Raw genomic sequence first — 13,829 nt, forward strand, 5'->3', positions numbered from 1 at the left:
TCCCCGGCCGTCCGGATGTCCTCCGCCACGGGCAAGTGGATCCTGCTGACCACGGTCCTCGGGTCGAGCATGGCGATGCTGGACTCGACGGTGGTGAACGTCGCGCTGCCCACCATCGGCCGCGACCTCGACGCCGACCTGGCGGGCCTGCAGTGGACCGTCAACGCCTACATGCTGACCCTCGCCGGTCTGATCCTCCTGGGCGGCGCCCTGGGCGACCGTTTCGGACGGCGGAAGGTGTTCGTCGTCGGTGTGGTGTGGTTCGCGGCGGCCTCGCTGCTGTGCGGGCTCGCACCGAACGCGGGCGTGCTCGTCGCCGCCCGCGCGCTCCAGGGCGTCGGCGGCGCGCTGCTCACCCCGGGCTCGCTGGCCCTCATCCAGGCGTCGTTCCACCCGGAGGACCGGGCGCGGGCCGTCGGTCTGTGGTCCGGTTTCGGCGGCATCGGCGCGGCGGTCGGCCCCTTCCTGGGCGGCTGGCTGGTGGACGGCCCCGGCTGGCGGTGGGTGTTCCTGCTGAACGTCCCGCTCGCCCTGCTGTGCGCCCCGATCGCCCTCAGACACGTACCGGAGTCGAAGGACGACCGGGTGCACGGCCGCGGCTTCGACGTGCTCGGCGCCGCCCTCGGCGCACTGGCGCTGGCCCTGGTGACGTACGCCCTCATCGAGGCGCCCGGCGGCTCGGTGCCCGTGGTGGCGGTGACGGCGGCGGCCGGTGTCGCGGCGGGGGTCGCCTTCGTGGCCGTGGAGAAGCGGCGGCCCGACCCGATGATGCCGCTCGACATCTTCGCGTCCCGCCAGTTCACGGCGGTCAACGTCGTCACCCTGTGCGTGTACGCGGCCTTCGGCGGGTTCTTCTTCCTCTCCGCGGTCCAGCTCCAGGTGGTGGCCGGTTACTCGGCCCTGGGCGCCGGTACGGCCCTGCTGCCGACGACTGTCCTGATGCTGCTCCTCTCCGCCCGCTCGGGGGAACTGGCTCAGCGGATCGGCCCGCGCATCCCGCTCACCGTCGGCCCGCTGCTGTGCGCGACCGGGATGCTGCTGATGCTGAGAGTGGGCGAGGACGCGTCGTACGCGGCCGATGTGCTGCCCGCCGTCCTGGTGCTCGGCGCCGGCATGGTGACGCTCGTCGCGCCCCTCACCGCGACCGTGCTGGCCTCCGTGGACACCGGCCGGGCGGGGCTCGCCAGCGGCATCAACAACGCGGCGGCCCGCGCCGCCGGTCTCGTCGCGGTGGCCGCGCTGCCGCTGCTGGCCGGGATGGGCGAGGAGGCGTACCGGTCGGCGGACGCCTTCGACGACGCGTTCCGGCGGGCCATGCCGCTGTGCGCGGGGATCCTCGTGCTGGGCGCGGTGATCGCCTTCGCGACCGTACGCAAGCCGCCACCGGGCTGTCTGCGCCCGGAATGCCTCACGCACGGCAGCGTGACGGCTCCGCCGCTGGAGCCGAACCGGTCGCGGGGGCGACTGGAGTAGCCCAGGGAGCCCGGGGCGGCCGTGGATAGCGCAAACTGGAGACCATGTCGATTCACGAGAACCTTCTCGGGGGACCGCCCCCGACCCACCTGCCCGACGACCCGGAGCCGCGCGAGCTCCTCGCGAACGGCACGGCGCCCGCCGATGTCGCCGCGAAGTACCCGACCTCCTCGCTCGCCTGGGCCCAGCTGGCCGACGAGGCGTACGAGCGCGGCAGCGTCGTCGAGTCGTACGCGTACGCCCGTACCGGCTACCACCGGGGCCTCGACTCCCTGCGCCGCGGCGGCTGGAAGGGCCACGGCCCGGTGCCGTGGGAGCACGAGCCGAACCGCGGCTTCCTGCGCGCCCTGCACGGTCTCGCCCGCGCCGCCCAGGCGATCGGCGAGCAGGAGGAGTACGAGCGCTGCTCGCAGTTCCTGAAGGACTCCTCCCCGGCGGCGGCCCAGACCCTGGGCTAGACCCCGGGCCAGACCGCTGGGTAGGCCCCGGGCCGGTCCCGCGAGCCCGCCGAGGGCCGCGTACGTACAGGTCCGCCTGGTGTGACCAGGCGGACCTTGCGGTTTCGGGGCACGATTGTGGAGGATGCCGGTTGGGGACCGGGGCCCCCGTGTCGGAATTCGGCAGGGGCGGACCGCTACCCGGAGTACAGCAGGAGACAGCGATGTCCCAACAGGCTCAGCACGGCGAGGCCCACACGGCGGCTTCGGAGCCCGAGACCCCGCATCTCGACTTCCAGGGCACGACGCCGTACGAGGACTACGTACAGGCGGACGTCCTCACCCACCTCCAGCACACCCTCTCCGACGACCCCGGAGAGATGGTCTTCCTGGTGACGACCCAGGTCATGGAGCTGTGGTTCACCGTCATCGTGCACGAGTGGGAGACCGCGGCGAAGGCGCTGCGCGAGGACCGCGTGCCGGTCGCGGTGGCCGCCCTGAAGCGTTCGGTACGGGAACTGGAGGCGCTGAACGCCTCCTGGAAGCCCCTCGGCCAGCTCACTCCGGCCCAGTTCAACTCGTACCGCAGCGCCCTCGGCGAGGGCTCCGGATTCCAGTCGGCGATGTACCGCCGCATGGAGTTCCTGCTCGGCGACAAGTCCGCGTCCATGCTCGTACCGCACCGGGGCGCGCCCCGCGTGCACGCCGAGCTGGAGAAGGCCCTGCACGAGCCGAGTCTGTACGACGAGGTACTGCGGCTGCTCGCCCGGCGCGGCCACGCGATACCGCCCTCGGTCGTCCAGCGGGACGTCTCCGGCCGCTACGAGCCCTCGCCCGAGGTCGAGGCCGTGTGGACCGACCTCTACGCGGGCGACGAGAGCTCCGAACTCGCGCGCCTCGGCGAGGCGTTGACCGACGTCGCCGAACTGGTCTGGCGCTGGCGCAACGACCACCTGGTCGCCACCCGCCGCGCGATGGGCTCCAAGACGGGCACCGGCGGCTCGGCGGGCGTGGCCTGGCTGGAGAAGCGGGCCCGCAAGAACGTGTTCCCCGAGCTGTGGACGGCACGGTCGCATGTCTGAGCCGTACGCGGAGTCCGGCACGGAGTCGTACGCGAGCAGGGCGGCGGCGCTGGACGCCACCGACGAACTGGCCAAACTGCGCGCGCAGTTCGTGCTGGACGACACGGTGTACCTGGACGGGAACTCGCTCGGCGCGCTGCCGCGCTCGGTGCCCGGCCGGATCGAGGACGTCGTGCGCAGACAGTGGGGTTCGCTGCGGATCAGGTCCTGGGACGAGAGCGGCTGGTGGACGGCGCCGGAGCGGATCGGCGACCGGATCGCGCCGCTGGTGGGCGCGGCGCCCGGCCAGATCGTCGTCGGCGACTCGACGAGCGTGAACGTGTTCAAGGCGGTCGTGGGCGCGGTGCGCCTCGCCGGCGGAGGCGGGGGCCAGGGCGGGGGTGCGCGTGGTGAGGCCCGGGACGAGATCCTGGTCGACGCGACGACGTTCCCCACGGACGGGTACATCGCCGCGTCGGCGGCGCGGCTCACGGGCTGCACGCTGCGCCCGGTGGCGCCGGACGAGGTCCCGGACGCCCTGAGCGGACGTACGGCCGCGGTGCTCCTGAACCACGTCGACTACCGCACGGGCCGCCTGCACGACCTGCCGTCCCTGACGGCCGCGATCCACGAGGCGGGTGCCGTTTCGGTCTGGGACCTCTGCCACAGCGCGGGCGCCCTGCCGGTCGGCCTGGACGAACACGGCGTGGACCTGGCGGTCGGCTGCACGTACAAGTACCTGAACGGCGGCCCGGGTTCACCGGCGTACCTCTACGTACGCCGGGACCACCAGCCCCGCTTCGACTCCCCGCTGCCGGGCTGGAACTCCCACGCCGACCCCTTCGGCATGACCCCGGACCACGTCCCGGCCGACGGCGCCCTCCGCGGCCGGGTCGGCACCCCGGACATCCTCTCCATGCTCGCCCTGGAGGCGGCCCTCGAGGTCTGGGACGACGTCTCGATCGAGGCGGTCCGCACCAAGTCCCTCGCCCTGACGGACTTCTTCCTGGAATGCGTCGAGGCGTACGTACCTGCGGGTGCGGTCGAGTCGGTGACCCCGGCCGACCACGGCGAACGGGGCAGCCAGGTCGCGTTGCGCTGCGCGGACGCGGGCGAGGTGATGCGCCGCCTGATCGCCCGGGGAGTGATCGGCGACTTCCGGGAACCAGACATCCTCCGCTTCGGCTTCACCCCGCTGTACGTGGGTTTCGCGGATGTGGAGAGGGCGGCGGGGGTGTTGGGCGGGTTGTTCTGACGAGCAGGGTTTTCGCCCCCGCCGCCCCTACCCGTTCCCGTCGACGACTCGGGGGCGCTGCCCCCGAACCCCCGGTCCTCAAACGCCGGACGGGCTGGAAAACCAGCCCGTCCGGCGTTTGAGGACAAAGGGGGGCGAGGGGGCGCAGCCCCCATGCGTGGACGGGAACGGGTAGGGGCGGCGGGGGCGAAGAAAGCCCTCTACCCCACGAACACCCCGCCCCGCGCAGCGGCAACCGCCGCCGCGGCCGCCCGCTCCCCGGCAGCCGCGTCCGGCGCCACCCCCGACGTCAGCAACGCGTAATACAGCGGCGCCGAAACAGCCCGCACAACCTCCCCCGCATCGGTCCCCACAGGCAGCTCCCCCCGCGCAACCCCCTGCTCGACGCAGGGCGCCCACTCGGCGACCCGCACGTCGTAGAACCGCCGCAGTGCCTCCGCCGTACGCGCGTCGCACGCCGCGGCGGCGATCACCGCCCGGAACAACGCGCCCTGCCGGGGATCGGCGAGCGTACGGCAGACCAGCGCGGCGTTGGCCCGCAGATCCCCGAGCACGGAGCCCGTCTCGGTACGGGGGAGGGACTGCTCGGCCATGTCACCGAGCAGGTCGGCGACGAGCCCGGTGACGGAGCCCCAGCGCCGGTACACGGTCGTCTTCCCCACCCCCGCGCGCCGGGCGACATCCGCCAGATCGAGATGGGCGAACCCCTGCTCGGCCAGCACGTCCCCGGCGACACGCAACACGGCCGTACGGACCCGAGCGGTACGCCCCCCGGGACGGACGGTCCCGGGTTCGGGCTCGGGCTCGCGCTCGGGCTCGCTCTCGGTCGAGTCGGGCGCGGCGATCATAGGAACTCCTTGGCGAACACGGACGGTATCGGGACGAGACGAGTCGGAACGAGTCGGGAGAAGGCAGGTCGGGAGAATGCAGGTCGGGACGAGACAGGTCGGCAGGAGAGGAGCCGGGGGCCGAACGCCTGACTCCGGCCCCCCACCAGCGTAACGAAACACCAGCACCATTTACCGCTAACCGAGCGTCACGGCGGTGTGTAGGCGCACGTCACCGGCCTGATACCGTCCCGCCAACGACCCGCGCCCCGGAGCACGTTGACCGCAAGCTCCGTGAGCTCACGGGCCGGGGAACGAACACCGCACCGCTGAGAGGCTTGGAGCATGCCGGACGACGCCCGCGACGCCGCGGAGGAGGAGTCGGCCTTCTCCCATCCGCCCGTCGACCCCGACACCACCGCCGCGTACGGCGACCACCCCGACCAGGTCGTCGACTTCTACGCGCCCCGCGGCGGTGAGGAGTCTGCCCCGCTCGTCGTCGTCCTGCACGGCGGCGCCTGGCGTGCCCCGTACGACCGGCGGCACATCACCCCGTTCGCGGACTTCCTGGCCCGGCGGGGCTTCGCCGTGGCCAACGTCGAGTACCGGCGCGGCGCCACGATCCCGGCGCTGGGCGGCACGGGACCGGTGGCCGGGCGCTGGCCCGACACCTTCGACGACGTCGCGGCGGCGCTGGACGCGATGCCGGCTCTCGTACGGAAGGCCCTGCCGGGAGCCGACGTGCGCCGCACGGTGGTCACCGGCCACTCGGCCGGCGGCCAGCTGGCGCTGTGGGCGGCCGCCCGCCACCTGCTGCCGACCGACGCGCCCTGGTACCTGGAGAGGCCGGCCCCGTTGCGCGGTGTGGTCGCCCTGGCCCCGATCGCGGACTTCACGGTCGCGGAGAAGCTGGACGTCTGTTCCGGAGCGGCCCTCCAACTCCTCGGTGGAGAGAGCAAGTTCGATGAACGGCAGCCGTACGCCGACCCGGCCCTGCTCCTCCCGACAGGCATCGCCACGACCCTGGTCCAGGGCAGGACGGACACCGTCGTACCGCAGGCGGTCGCGGAGGCATACGCGGACGCCGCCGCGAAGGCCGGTGAGGTGGTGGGCCTGACGCTCCTGGAGGACGTCGGCCACTTCCCCCTGATCGACCCGGCGGCGGACGCGTGCGCGGTGGTGGCGGAAGAGATCGCCCAACTGGCCTGGTAGTTCGAAGCCCACCGGACGGCACAGCGCCCCGCGTACCCCGCCCGCCCCGCGTACCCCGCCCGCCCCGAAAGGGGCGCGGGGAACTGCGCACCCGGCCCTCACCGCCGCACGCAGCTCACCGCGTCCGCGTTCCCCGGGTCATACCCGTAATACCTGAGAGCCACATCCCAGTTGGGCTCCCTGGCGGGACGCCGACTACCCGCCCGAATCCGTAACTTCCCTGTCACGAGGCCAGAAGGCCGAACGCACGGAACCAGGGACCGGAACAGGGACGGGGACGAGTCATGCAGTGGTGGCCAAAAACAGGTGAGCTGCGGACCCCGGCTCAGTCACCCGGCGAGGCATCGCCCCCAACACCGCACCCACCACCCCAAGGCCCCCGCCTGCGCCACACCCTGCTCGCCACGCTGGTCACGGCAGCCGTGGTCGCCCCGATCTCCGCCGCGACCGCGAATCCGCAGATACCCGCGCCCGCCCCGCCCCGCATCGGCACGATCACCCCCACCACCCTGGACAGGGCGTACGCGGCGAACCGGGCGAACGCCGCCGAGGCGTCCCGCATGGCCGCCGCCCACGGCGACCAAACCCGCGCGTCCGCCGCCCGCGCCATGGCGGACCCGTCCCGTCAGCACCTCACCTTCGACGCCCGCGGCCCCGGCCGCGCGGGTTTGGTCGGGCAGGCGGTCGACGGCCTGGACGCGATCGCGAAGGTCGCCGAACTCGCCCCGGACGTCGTCCTGATGGACATCCGCATGCCCGAGCTGGGCGGCATCGAGGCCACCCGCCGCATCACCGGCGAGACCCCGCAGATCAGAGTCCTGGTGCTGACCACCTTCGACCTCGACGAGTACGTGTACGACGCGCTGCGGGCCGGTGCTTCCGGGTTCCTGCTCAAGGACGCGTCGGCCGACCAGCTCGCGGAGGCGGTCAGGATCGTGGCCGCCGGTGACGCGCTGCTCGCGCCCGGGATCACCCGTCGTCTCATCGCCGAGTTCTCCCGGCTGGGCTCCGCGCCCCGGGCCCCCCTCAAGCAGCGTGTCGGCGAGCTGACCGAGCGCGAGACGGAGGTCCTCGCCCTCATCGCGCAGGGCCTGTCGAACGCGGAGATCGCCGAGCGGCTCTTCGTCGCCGAGCAGACCGTGAAGACCCACGTGGGCCGCATCCTGGTGAAACTGGGACTGCGGGACCGCACCCAGGCGGCGGTGTTCGCCTACGAGTGCGGGCTGGTGCGCCCCACCGGCTACTGACCCACCGGGCCACGGGGATACCCGTAGTACCTGAGGGGGAGGCCGAAGGACCCTTCTCACTGGTGACGACCACCACCCCCGCCCCGGCCTACGGTTTGAACGTGACCGAGACGACCCAGACACAGACGACGCTGCCAGGCGGCGGCCGGCCGCGGAGCCCCGAGTTCCAGCTGGCGATGGACGTATCGCGGGGACTGCGGCAGGACCTGTTCCACGACGCCTTCGCCCTCCACCCGCTTCCGAGGATGCGCGTGGACGGCCCGCTGACCCGACTGCTGCCGCCGCGCCTTCAGGAGCACGCCACCCGCTTCCCGCACGCCCTGGTGGTGCTGGCCGGCACGGTGACGCTGCTCATCTCCCTCGCGGGCAACGGCGGCGGCGATCTGGCGCAGTTCCTGACCGGCCTCCTGGGCATGGGCGCGATCCTGCTGACCCTGCTCAGGCCGGTCGGCGCCTTCTGGATCTCCCTCGCGGTGGCACCCGTCACGGCCCAGTTCGGCAACCACTGGGGCAGCAACTGGCCCTGGTCGCCCGGCGCCTTCGCCACCCAGCTGGTCGTCCTCACGGTCGTGGCGATGCGGACAAGGCCTCGCACGGCGGCCTGGATGTGGGCGCTGACCGCGGCCTACGGCCTCGTCGCGGAGGCCTTCTTCCGAGGTGACCACTACTACACGAACACCATGCCGTTCCTGTTCGTGAGCGCGCTGGCCATGCTGGTCGTCACGGTGTGGCACGTGCGCCGCGAGGCCGCGCAGAAGGTGACCGCCCAGCAGACGGTGACCGCGCACGAGCGCTCCAAGCGGACCCTTCTCGAAGAGCGCACGACGATCGCCCGCGAGCTGCACGACGTGGTCGCCCACCACATGTCGGTGGTCGCCATCCAGGCGGAGGCCGCGCCCTACCGCGTGGAGAACCCCCCGCCGGAGCTGGAGTACGCGTTCAAGGTGATCAGGGAGAACGCGGTCATAGCGCTCTCCGAGCTGCGCCGGGTGCTCGGCGTCGTACGGGCCGAGGACTACGAGGCCCCGGACGCCCCGCAGCCCAAGCTCGCGGACCTGGACCGCCTCCTGGAGAACGTGCGTGACGCCGGCCTCCAGGTGGACAAGACCGTCACGGGAGCGGTGCGGGAGCTGCCGCAGGGCGTCGAGCTGTCCGCCTACCGAATAGTCCAGGAGGCGCTGAGCAACAGCCTGCGCCACGCGCCGGGCGCCGCGGCCAAGGTGGAGGTCGGCTATGTGCTCGGCGGGCTCGGGCTGCGGATAGTGAACGGTCCGGCGACCGGGCTGGTCAAGCCGTCACCGGGTGCCGGGCACGGTGTCACGGGCATGCGGGAGAGGGTGTCGATGCTGGACGGGGAGATGACGGCGGAGGCGACGGACGACGGGGGCTACGAGGTCGAGGTCTTCCTGCCGGTGACGGCGGCGGTGTCTGCGGAGGACACGGCATGACCATTCGGGTACTGATCGCCGACGACCAGATGATGGTCCGCGAAGGGTTCTCGGTGCTGCTCGGCGCGATGCCGGACATCGAGGTCGTGGGCGAGGCGGTCAACGGCCGGGAAGCGGTCGACCGGGTCAGGGAGCTCGCCCCGGACGTCGTCCTGATGGACATCCGGATGCCCGAGATGAACGGCATCGAGGCGACGCGCGAGATCGTGGCGGCGGACGGCGCGGCGAAGGTGCTCGTGCTGACGACGTTCGACCTCGACGAGTACGTGTACCAGGCGCTGCGCGCCGGTGCGTCGGGGTTCCTCCTGAAGGACGCCTCGGCCCGGCAGCTCGCCGACGGGGTACGGGTGGTGGCGGCCGGCGAGGCGCTGCTGGCGCCCTCGGTGACGAAGCGGCTGATCACCGAGTTCTCGAAGCTGGCCGAGGAGCCGCGCTACTCGGCCACCGCCCACGCGGCCTACGGTGACCTGACCGACCGGGAGACGGAGGTGCTGGTCCTCATCGCCCAGGGCCTGTCCAACGCGGAGATAGCCACCCGCCTGGTCGTGGCGGAGTCCACCATAAAGACACACGTGAGCCGCATCCTGGTGAAGCTGGGCCTGAGAGACCGAACCCAAGCAGCAGTCTTCGCCTACGAGGCCCGCCTGGTAACCCCAGGCTGACCGCCCCCCCCCCAGGGGCGCGGGGAACGGCGCAGTCTTTCGCCTTTTAGGGGCGCGGGGAACGGCGCAATCTTTGGCCTTTCAGGGGCGCGGGGAACGGCGCAACCAGCCCCCACCGACCCGCAGCCGAAAGACACCCCGGAGCGAAGCCCCAGTTCAAGAGGGCAGGCCCTGTCCAGACAGGGACACCACCGGCTAGCGTCCGCTCATGGCAGCCATCAACCCCCCGAAGTCCTTCGACCCCTGGGACCAGACCTTCCTGGCAGACCCGTACCCCGCGTACGCGGACCTCCGCACCCACGGCAGGATCCACTACTACGAGCCCACCGACCAATGGCTGGTACCCCACCACGCGGACGTGTCGACGCTGCTGAGGGACCGCAGGCTGGGCCGTACCTACCAGCACCGGTTCACGCACGAGGACTTCGGGCGGACAGCGCCCCCGCCCGAGCACGAGCCGTTCCACGTGCTGAACGACCACGGCATGCTCGACCTGGAGCCGCCGGACCACACACGGATCAGGCGGCTGGTGTCGAAGGCGTTCACCCCGCGCACGGTCGAGCGGCTGCGGCCGTACGTGGACCGGCTGGCGTCCGAGCTGGTGGGCGAGCTGGTCGCGGCGGGCGGCGGAGACCTGCTGACGGTCGTCGCCGAGCCCCTCCCGGTGGCGGTGATCGCGGAGATGCTGGGCATCCCGGAGTCCGAGCGGGCGCAGCTGCGTCCCTGGTCGGCGGACATCTGCGGGATGTACGAGCTGAGTCCGTCCGAGGAGACGGCGGAGAGGGCGGTGCGGGCGTCGGCCGAGTTCACGGAGTTCTTGCGGGAGCTGATCGCGGTACGGCGCAAGGAGCCGGGGGACGACCTGATCTCGGGGCTGATCGCGGCGTACGACGAGGGGGACCGGCTCAGTGAGCAGGAGATGATCTCGACGTGCGTCCTCCTGCTGAACGCGGGCCACGAGGCGACGGTGAACGCCACGGTGAACGGCTGGTGGGCGCTGTTCAGGCACCCGGAGCAACTGGCGGCGCTGCGCGCGGACCGGGGGCTGGTGGGTACGGCGGTGGAGGAGCTGATGCGGTACGACACCCCGCTGCAGCTGTTCGAGCGGTGGGTGCTGGACGAGATCGAGATCGACGGGACGGTGATTCCGCGGGGGAGCGAGGTGGCGTTGCTCTTCGGGGCGGCCAACCACGACCCGGCGGTGTTCGCCGAGCCGGAGGCGCTCGACCTCTCCCGGGCGGAGAATCCGCACATCTCCTTCAGCGCGGGTATCCACTACTGCATCGGGGCGCCGCTCGCCCGGATCGAACTCGCGGCGTCCATGGGGGCGTTGCTGGAGCAGGCTCCTTCACTTCGGCTCGCGGCCGAGCCTTCGCGGAAGCCGAACTTCGTGATCCGGGGGCTGGAGGGGCTGCTTGTGGAGGTCTGAGGGGTGGGGTGGCCGGGGGCCGGTGGGCAGGTGCGGGCGCGTCGGTGCTGGTCGCGCGGTTCCCCGCGCCCCTGAAAGACGGGGGTGGCCCCGGGCCTGAGAGGACGGCGGCACCAGCCCTCCTGAAGCGTCCGCCTCACCCCGTCGTCAGGTCCCGGCGGCGGAGTGCCGTCAGGCCTGCTGCGGTCAGGGCAGCCGCGATCGCCGTGAGCAGCACCACCGGTGTCCACGTCATCTCGCCGCCGGGGAGTTTCGGCAGGTGGCCGAAGGGTGAGAGGTCCAGCACCGGGTCGGGGAGGTCGAGGGCCGGGCCGATCCAGCCCAGGAGCAGCGCGCTGCCGGCCACCGCCCACGCGGCCGGAGCCACCTGCGGGGAGACCCCGTACAGGAGCACCGCCAGGGCGCCGATGGTCCAGATCGCGGGGAGTTGGACGAGGCAGGCGCCCAGGATGGTGCCCGGCGACCGGCCGTAGCCGGCCGTCAGGCCGAGGCCGCCCAGGAGCATGATGAGTACCGCTCCGCCGAAGGCGATCAGGAGGTGGCCGGCGGCCCAGCGCAGGCGGCTCACCGCGCCGGCGAGGACGGGTTCCGCGCGCTGGGAGGTCTCCTCGGCGTGCAGCCGCAGTACGGACTGGACGACGTACAGCGCGGCGACCATGCCGAGCATGCCGACCATCGTGGCGAGGAACGCGTCGGTGATGCCGGACTGGCCGCCCATGCGCTCGATGATCTCGCGGGTGCGTTCGTTGTCGCCGACCAGATCCGTCGCCCCCTTCGTCACCCCGCCGAAGGCCGCGCCGGCGGCGAAGAAGCCGAGACTCCAGCCGAGTACGCTGCCGCGCTGCAGTCGCCAGGCCAGCGCGCCCGCCGTACCGAGGCGGCCGGCGGCGGGTCCTGGCCGAGTGGGAAGGAAGCTCATGCCGACGTCGCGGCGCCCGGCCAGTTCGTACGCGGTCGCGGCCTGGAGGGTGACGGCGGCGGCGAACAGGAGGAGGACCCACCAGCGTTCGTCGGCGAAGGCCCGCAGGTTCTCCAGCCAGCCGACGGGTGACAGCCACGTCAGCACGGACGAGCCGTCGCTCACCGAGGAGTCACCGGCGGCCCGCAGTACGAACGCCGCGCCCAGCAGACCGCCCGTCAGCCCTTTCGCGAGCCGTGCGCTCTCCGTGAGCTGAGCGGCGATCGCCGCCATCGTCGCGAAGACCATGCCGACCCCGGCCGTGCCGAGCCCCAGCGCGAGGGCGCCCGACGAGCCCTGTCCGGCGAGGCCGGCGGTGATGAGCAGGGCGAGGGCCGCGTTCGCGACGAGGGCGGCGAGCAGCGCGGCGGTGAGCGGGGCGCGGCGGCCGACCATGCCCGCCGAGACCATCTCCTGACGGCCGCTCTCCTCCTCGTCCCGGGTGTGCCGTACGACGACGACCAGGCTCATGATTCCGGCGAACACCCCCGCGTACGCGCCGATGCGCCATGCCGCGAGGGCGCCGAGCGAGTCGCCGAACACCGGTCCGTACATCGCGCGCAGGGAGCTGTTGGTGAGCATCTGGTGGGCGAGTTCGGTGCGTTCGGCGGCCGTGGAGTACACGCTCTTCAGGGAGCCCGGCATGGAGACCACCATGAGGGCGACGACGCCGACCCAGAGCGGGATCACCACCCGGTCGCGGCGCAGCGCCAGCTTCAACAGCGGCCAGGTGCCTGCCAGTTGGCGCGAACCTCTGCCCCGTACGGTGGTGGTGGGTCCGGCGGGTGAGGTGACGGTGGCGGTCATCGGGACACCGCCTCCGCGTGCACGTCCTCCTGGTAGTGCCGCAGGAAGAGCTCTTCCAGGGTGGGCGGTGTCGAGGTGAGGGACCGTACGCCGGACTCGGTGAGGGAGCGCAGTACGGCGTTCAGCTGGTCGCTCTCCACCTGGAGCCTGACCCGGGCGCCCTGGATGTCGAGGTGGTGGACGCCGGGCAGGGCGGCCAGTCCGTCGGGGGGTCCGGCGAGTTCGGCGGTGACGCTGGTGCGGGTGAGGTGCCGCAGATCGGCGAGCGAACCGGTCTCGACCGTGACGCCCTTGCGGATGATGCTGACCCTGTCGCACAACTCCTCGACCTCGCTGAGGATGTGGGAGGACAGCAGGATGGTGCGGCCCCGGTCGCGTTCCTCCTCGACGCACCGCTGGAAGATTTCCTCCATCAGGGGGTCCAGGCCCGACGTGGGCTCGTCCAGGATCAGCAGGTCCACGTCCGAGGCGAAGGCGGCGACGAGGGCGACCTTCTGCCGGTTGCCCTTGGAGTAGGTGCGCCCCTTCTTCGTGGGGTCCAGTTCGAACCGCTCGATCAGGTCCGCGCGGCGTGCCTCGTCCAGGCCGCCGCGCAGACGCCCGTACAGGTCGATGACCTCGCCGCCGGACAGGTTCCGCCAGAGCGTCACGTCACCGGGGACGTACGCGACCCGGCGGTGCAGTTCCACCGCGTCGGCCCAGGGGTCCCGGCCCAGCAGCCGCGCGGTGCCCGAGTCGGCGCGCAGCAGGCCCAGCAGGACGCGGATGGTGGTGGACTTGCCGGCGCCATTGGGGCCGAGGAAGCCGTGGACCTCTCCGGTCTCGACATCGAGGTCGAGACCGTCCAGAGCGTGCGTGCCGCCGAACGACTTGTGCAGTCCGGAGACGCTGATTGCCTTCGTCATGCTTCAGAACGTACGCTGATTTCACAAACTTGTGAAGTTAAGGAAGCGTATGAACGACGGATAGACTAGATCCCGGGTGAGGCACAGGCGAGGGGTACCGGAGAGGAA

The 13,829-nt window shown here is 72.1% G+C and carries 11 protein-coding genes and 1 pseudogene; 9 read left to right on the forward strand and 3 right to left on the reverse strand.

All coding sequences use genetic code 11. The features are described from left to right. Positions 1-15: 15 nt before the first annotated feature. From IE278_RS16645 to kynU, 4 genes are all read left to right on the forward strand, one after another. Positions 16-1,473 carry an MFS transporter gene (locus IE278_RS16645; protein WP_189773087.1) on the forward strand — a complete coding sequence of 486 codons (1,458 nt, stop codon included), beginning with the start codon at positions 16-18 and terminating at the stop codon, positions 1,471-1,473. Positions 1,474-1,517: 44 nt separating this feature from the next. Continuing rightward, positions 1,518-1,931 (forward strand): DUF3151 domain-containing protein, encoded by a 414-nt coding sequence (locus IE278_RS16650; protein WP_189773089.1) that lies wholly within the window; start codon positions 1,518-1,520, stop codon positions 1,929-1,931. Between the two features lie 203 nt (positions 1,932-2,134). Next, the gene (locus IE278_RS16655) at positions 2,135-2,992 is read left to right on the forward strand and encodes a tryptophan 2,3-dioxygenase family protein (protein WP_189773091.1); all 858 of its coding nucleotides are present in this window, start codon (positions 2,135-2,137) and stop codon (positions 2,990-2,992) included. Continuing rightward, positions 2,985-4,226 carry a kynureninase gene (gene kynU, locus IE278_RS16660; protein ID WP_189773093.1) on the forward strand — a complete coding sequence of 414 codons (1,242 nt, stop codon included), beginning with the start codon at positions 2,985-2,987 and terminating at the stop codon, positions 4,224-4,226. Before IE278_RS16655 ends, kynU begins: the two co-directional genes overlap by 8 nt. Before the next feature lie 200 nt (positions 4,227-4,426). Here kynU and IE278_RS16665 read toward each other — a convergent pair whose 3' ends face one another. Next, the gene (locus IE278_RS16665) at positions 4,427-5,074 is read right to left on the reverse strand and encodes a TetR/AcrR family transcriptional regulator (RefSeq protein WP_189773094.1); all 648 of its coding nucleotides are present in this window, start codon (positions 5,072-5,074) and stop codon (positions 4,427-4,429) included. 324 nt (positions 5,075-5,398) lie between these two features. Here IE278_RS16665 and IE278_RS16670 point away from each other — a divergent pair, with 324 nt between their 5' ends. The 5 genes and pseudogenes from IE278_RS16670 to IE278_RS16690 all read left to right on the forward strand — a co-directional run bounded on the left by IE278_RS16670 (position 5,399) and on the right by IE278_RS16690 (position 11,051). Further along, positions 5,399-6,265 (forward strand): alpha/beta hydrolase, encoded by an 867-nt coding sequence (locus IE278_RS16670; protein ID WP_189773096.1) that lies wholly within the window; start codon positions 5,399-5,401, stop codon positions 6,263-6,265. Positions 6,266-6,933: 668 nt separating this feature from the next. Then, positions 6,934-7,512: pseudogene (locus IE278_RS16675) on the forward strand (LuxR C-terminal-related transcriptional regulator); the annotation flags it as partial. A gap of 101 nt (positions 7,513-7,613) precedes the next feature. After that, positions 7,614-8,960: a sensor histidine kinase gene (locus IE278_RS16680; RefSeq protein WP_246570350.1), complete on the forward strand. Its 1,347-nt coding sequence runs from the start codon at positions 7,614-7,616 to the stop codon at positions 8,958-8,960. Then, the gene (locus tag IE278_RS16685) at positions 8,957-9,622 is read left to right on the forward strand and encodes a response regulator (RefSeq protein ID WP_189773099.1); all 666 of its coding nucleotides are present in this window, start codon (positions 8,957-8,959) and stop codon (positions 9,620-9,622) included. Before IE278_RS16680 ends, IE278_RS16685 begins: the two co-directional genes overlap by 4 nt. A gap of 208 nt (positions 9,623-9,830) precedes the next feature. After that, positions 9,831-11,051, forward strand: coding sequence for a cytochrome P450 (locus IE278_RS16690; RefSeq protein WP_189773101.1), 1,221 nt, complete (start codon positions 9,831-9,833; stop codon positions 11,049-11,051). Positions 11,052-11,187: 136 nt separating this feature from the next. On the opposite strand, the gene IE278_RS16695 is transcribed toward IE278_RS16690, so the two are convergent. Together IE278_RS16695 and IE278_RS16700 are read right to left on the reverse strand one after the other, a co-directional pair. Continuing rightward, on the reverse strand, positions 11,188-12,816 hold the full coding sequence (locus IE278_RS16695; protein WP_189773102.1) for an ABC transporter permease: 1,629 nt from the start codon (positions 12,814-12,816) through the stop codon (positions 11,188-11,190). Further along, positions 12,813-13,721: an ABC transporter ATP-binding protein gene (locus IE278_RS16700; RefSeq protein WP_189773103.1), complete on the reverse strand. Its 909-nt coding sequence runs from the start codon at positions 13,719-13,721 to the stop codon at positions 12,813-12,815. The genes IE278_RS16695 and IE278_RS16700 overlap by 4 nt, the downstream gene beginning before the upstream one ends. Positions 13,722-13,829 lie beyond the last annotated feature (108 nt).

The organism is Streptomyces tauricus (assembly GCF_014650955.1).
Classification (GTDB): Bacteria; Actinomycetota; Actinomycetes; order Streptomycetales; family Streptomycetaceae; genus Streptomyces; species Streptomyces tauricus.

Excerpts from the sequence above, each read along its gene's own strand:
- IE278_RS16650 (WP_189773089.1), top strand. The coding sequence starts at position 1,518 with ATGTCGATTCACGAGAACCTTCTCGGGGGACCGCCCCCGACCCACCTG.
- IE278_RS16645 (WP_189773087.1), top strand. The coding sequence starts at position 16 with ATGTCCTCCGCCACGGGCAAGTGGATCCTGCTGACCACGGTCCTCGGG.
- IE278_RS16690 (WP_189773101.1), top strand. The coding sequence starts at position 9,831 with ATGGCAGCCATCAACCCCCCGAAGTCCTTCGACCCCTGGGACCAGACC.
- IE278_RS16700 (WP_189773103.1), bottom strand. The coding sequence starts at position 13,721 with ATGACGAAGGCAATCAGCGTCTCCGGACTGCACAAGTCGTTCGGCGGC.
- IE278_RS16695 (WP_189773102.1), bottom strand. The coding sequence starts at position 12,816 with ATGACCGCCACCGTCACCTCACCCGCCGGACCCACCACCACCGTACGG.
- IE278_RS16670 (WP_189773096.1), top strand. The coding sequence starts at position 5,399 with ATGCCGGACGACGCCCGCGACGCCGCGGAGGAGGAGTCGGCCTTCTCC.
- IE278_RS16685 (WP_189773099.1), top strand. The coding sequence starts at position 8,957 with ATGACCATTCGGGTACTGATCGCCGACGACCAGATGATGGTCCGCGAA.
- IE278_RS16665 (WP_189773094.1), bottom strand. The coding sequence starts at position 5,074 with ATGATCGCCGCGCCCGACTCGACCGAGAGCGAGCCCGAGCGCGAGCCC.
- kynU (WP_189773093.1), top strand. The coding sequence starts at position 2,985 with ATGTCTGAGCCGTACGCGGAGTCCGGCACGGAGTCGTACGCGAGCAGG.
- IE278_RS16655 (WP_189773091.1), top strand. The coding sequence starts at position 2,135 with ATGTCCCAACAGGCTCAGCACGGCGAGGCCCACACGGCGGCTTCGGAG.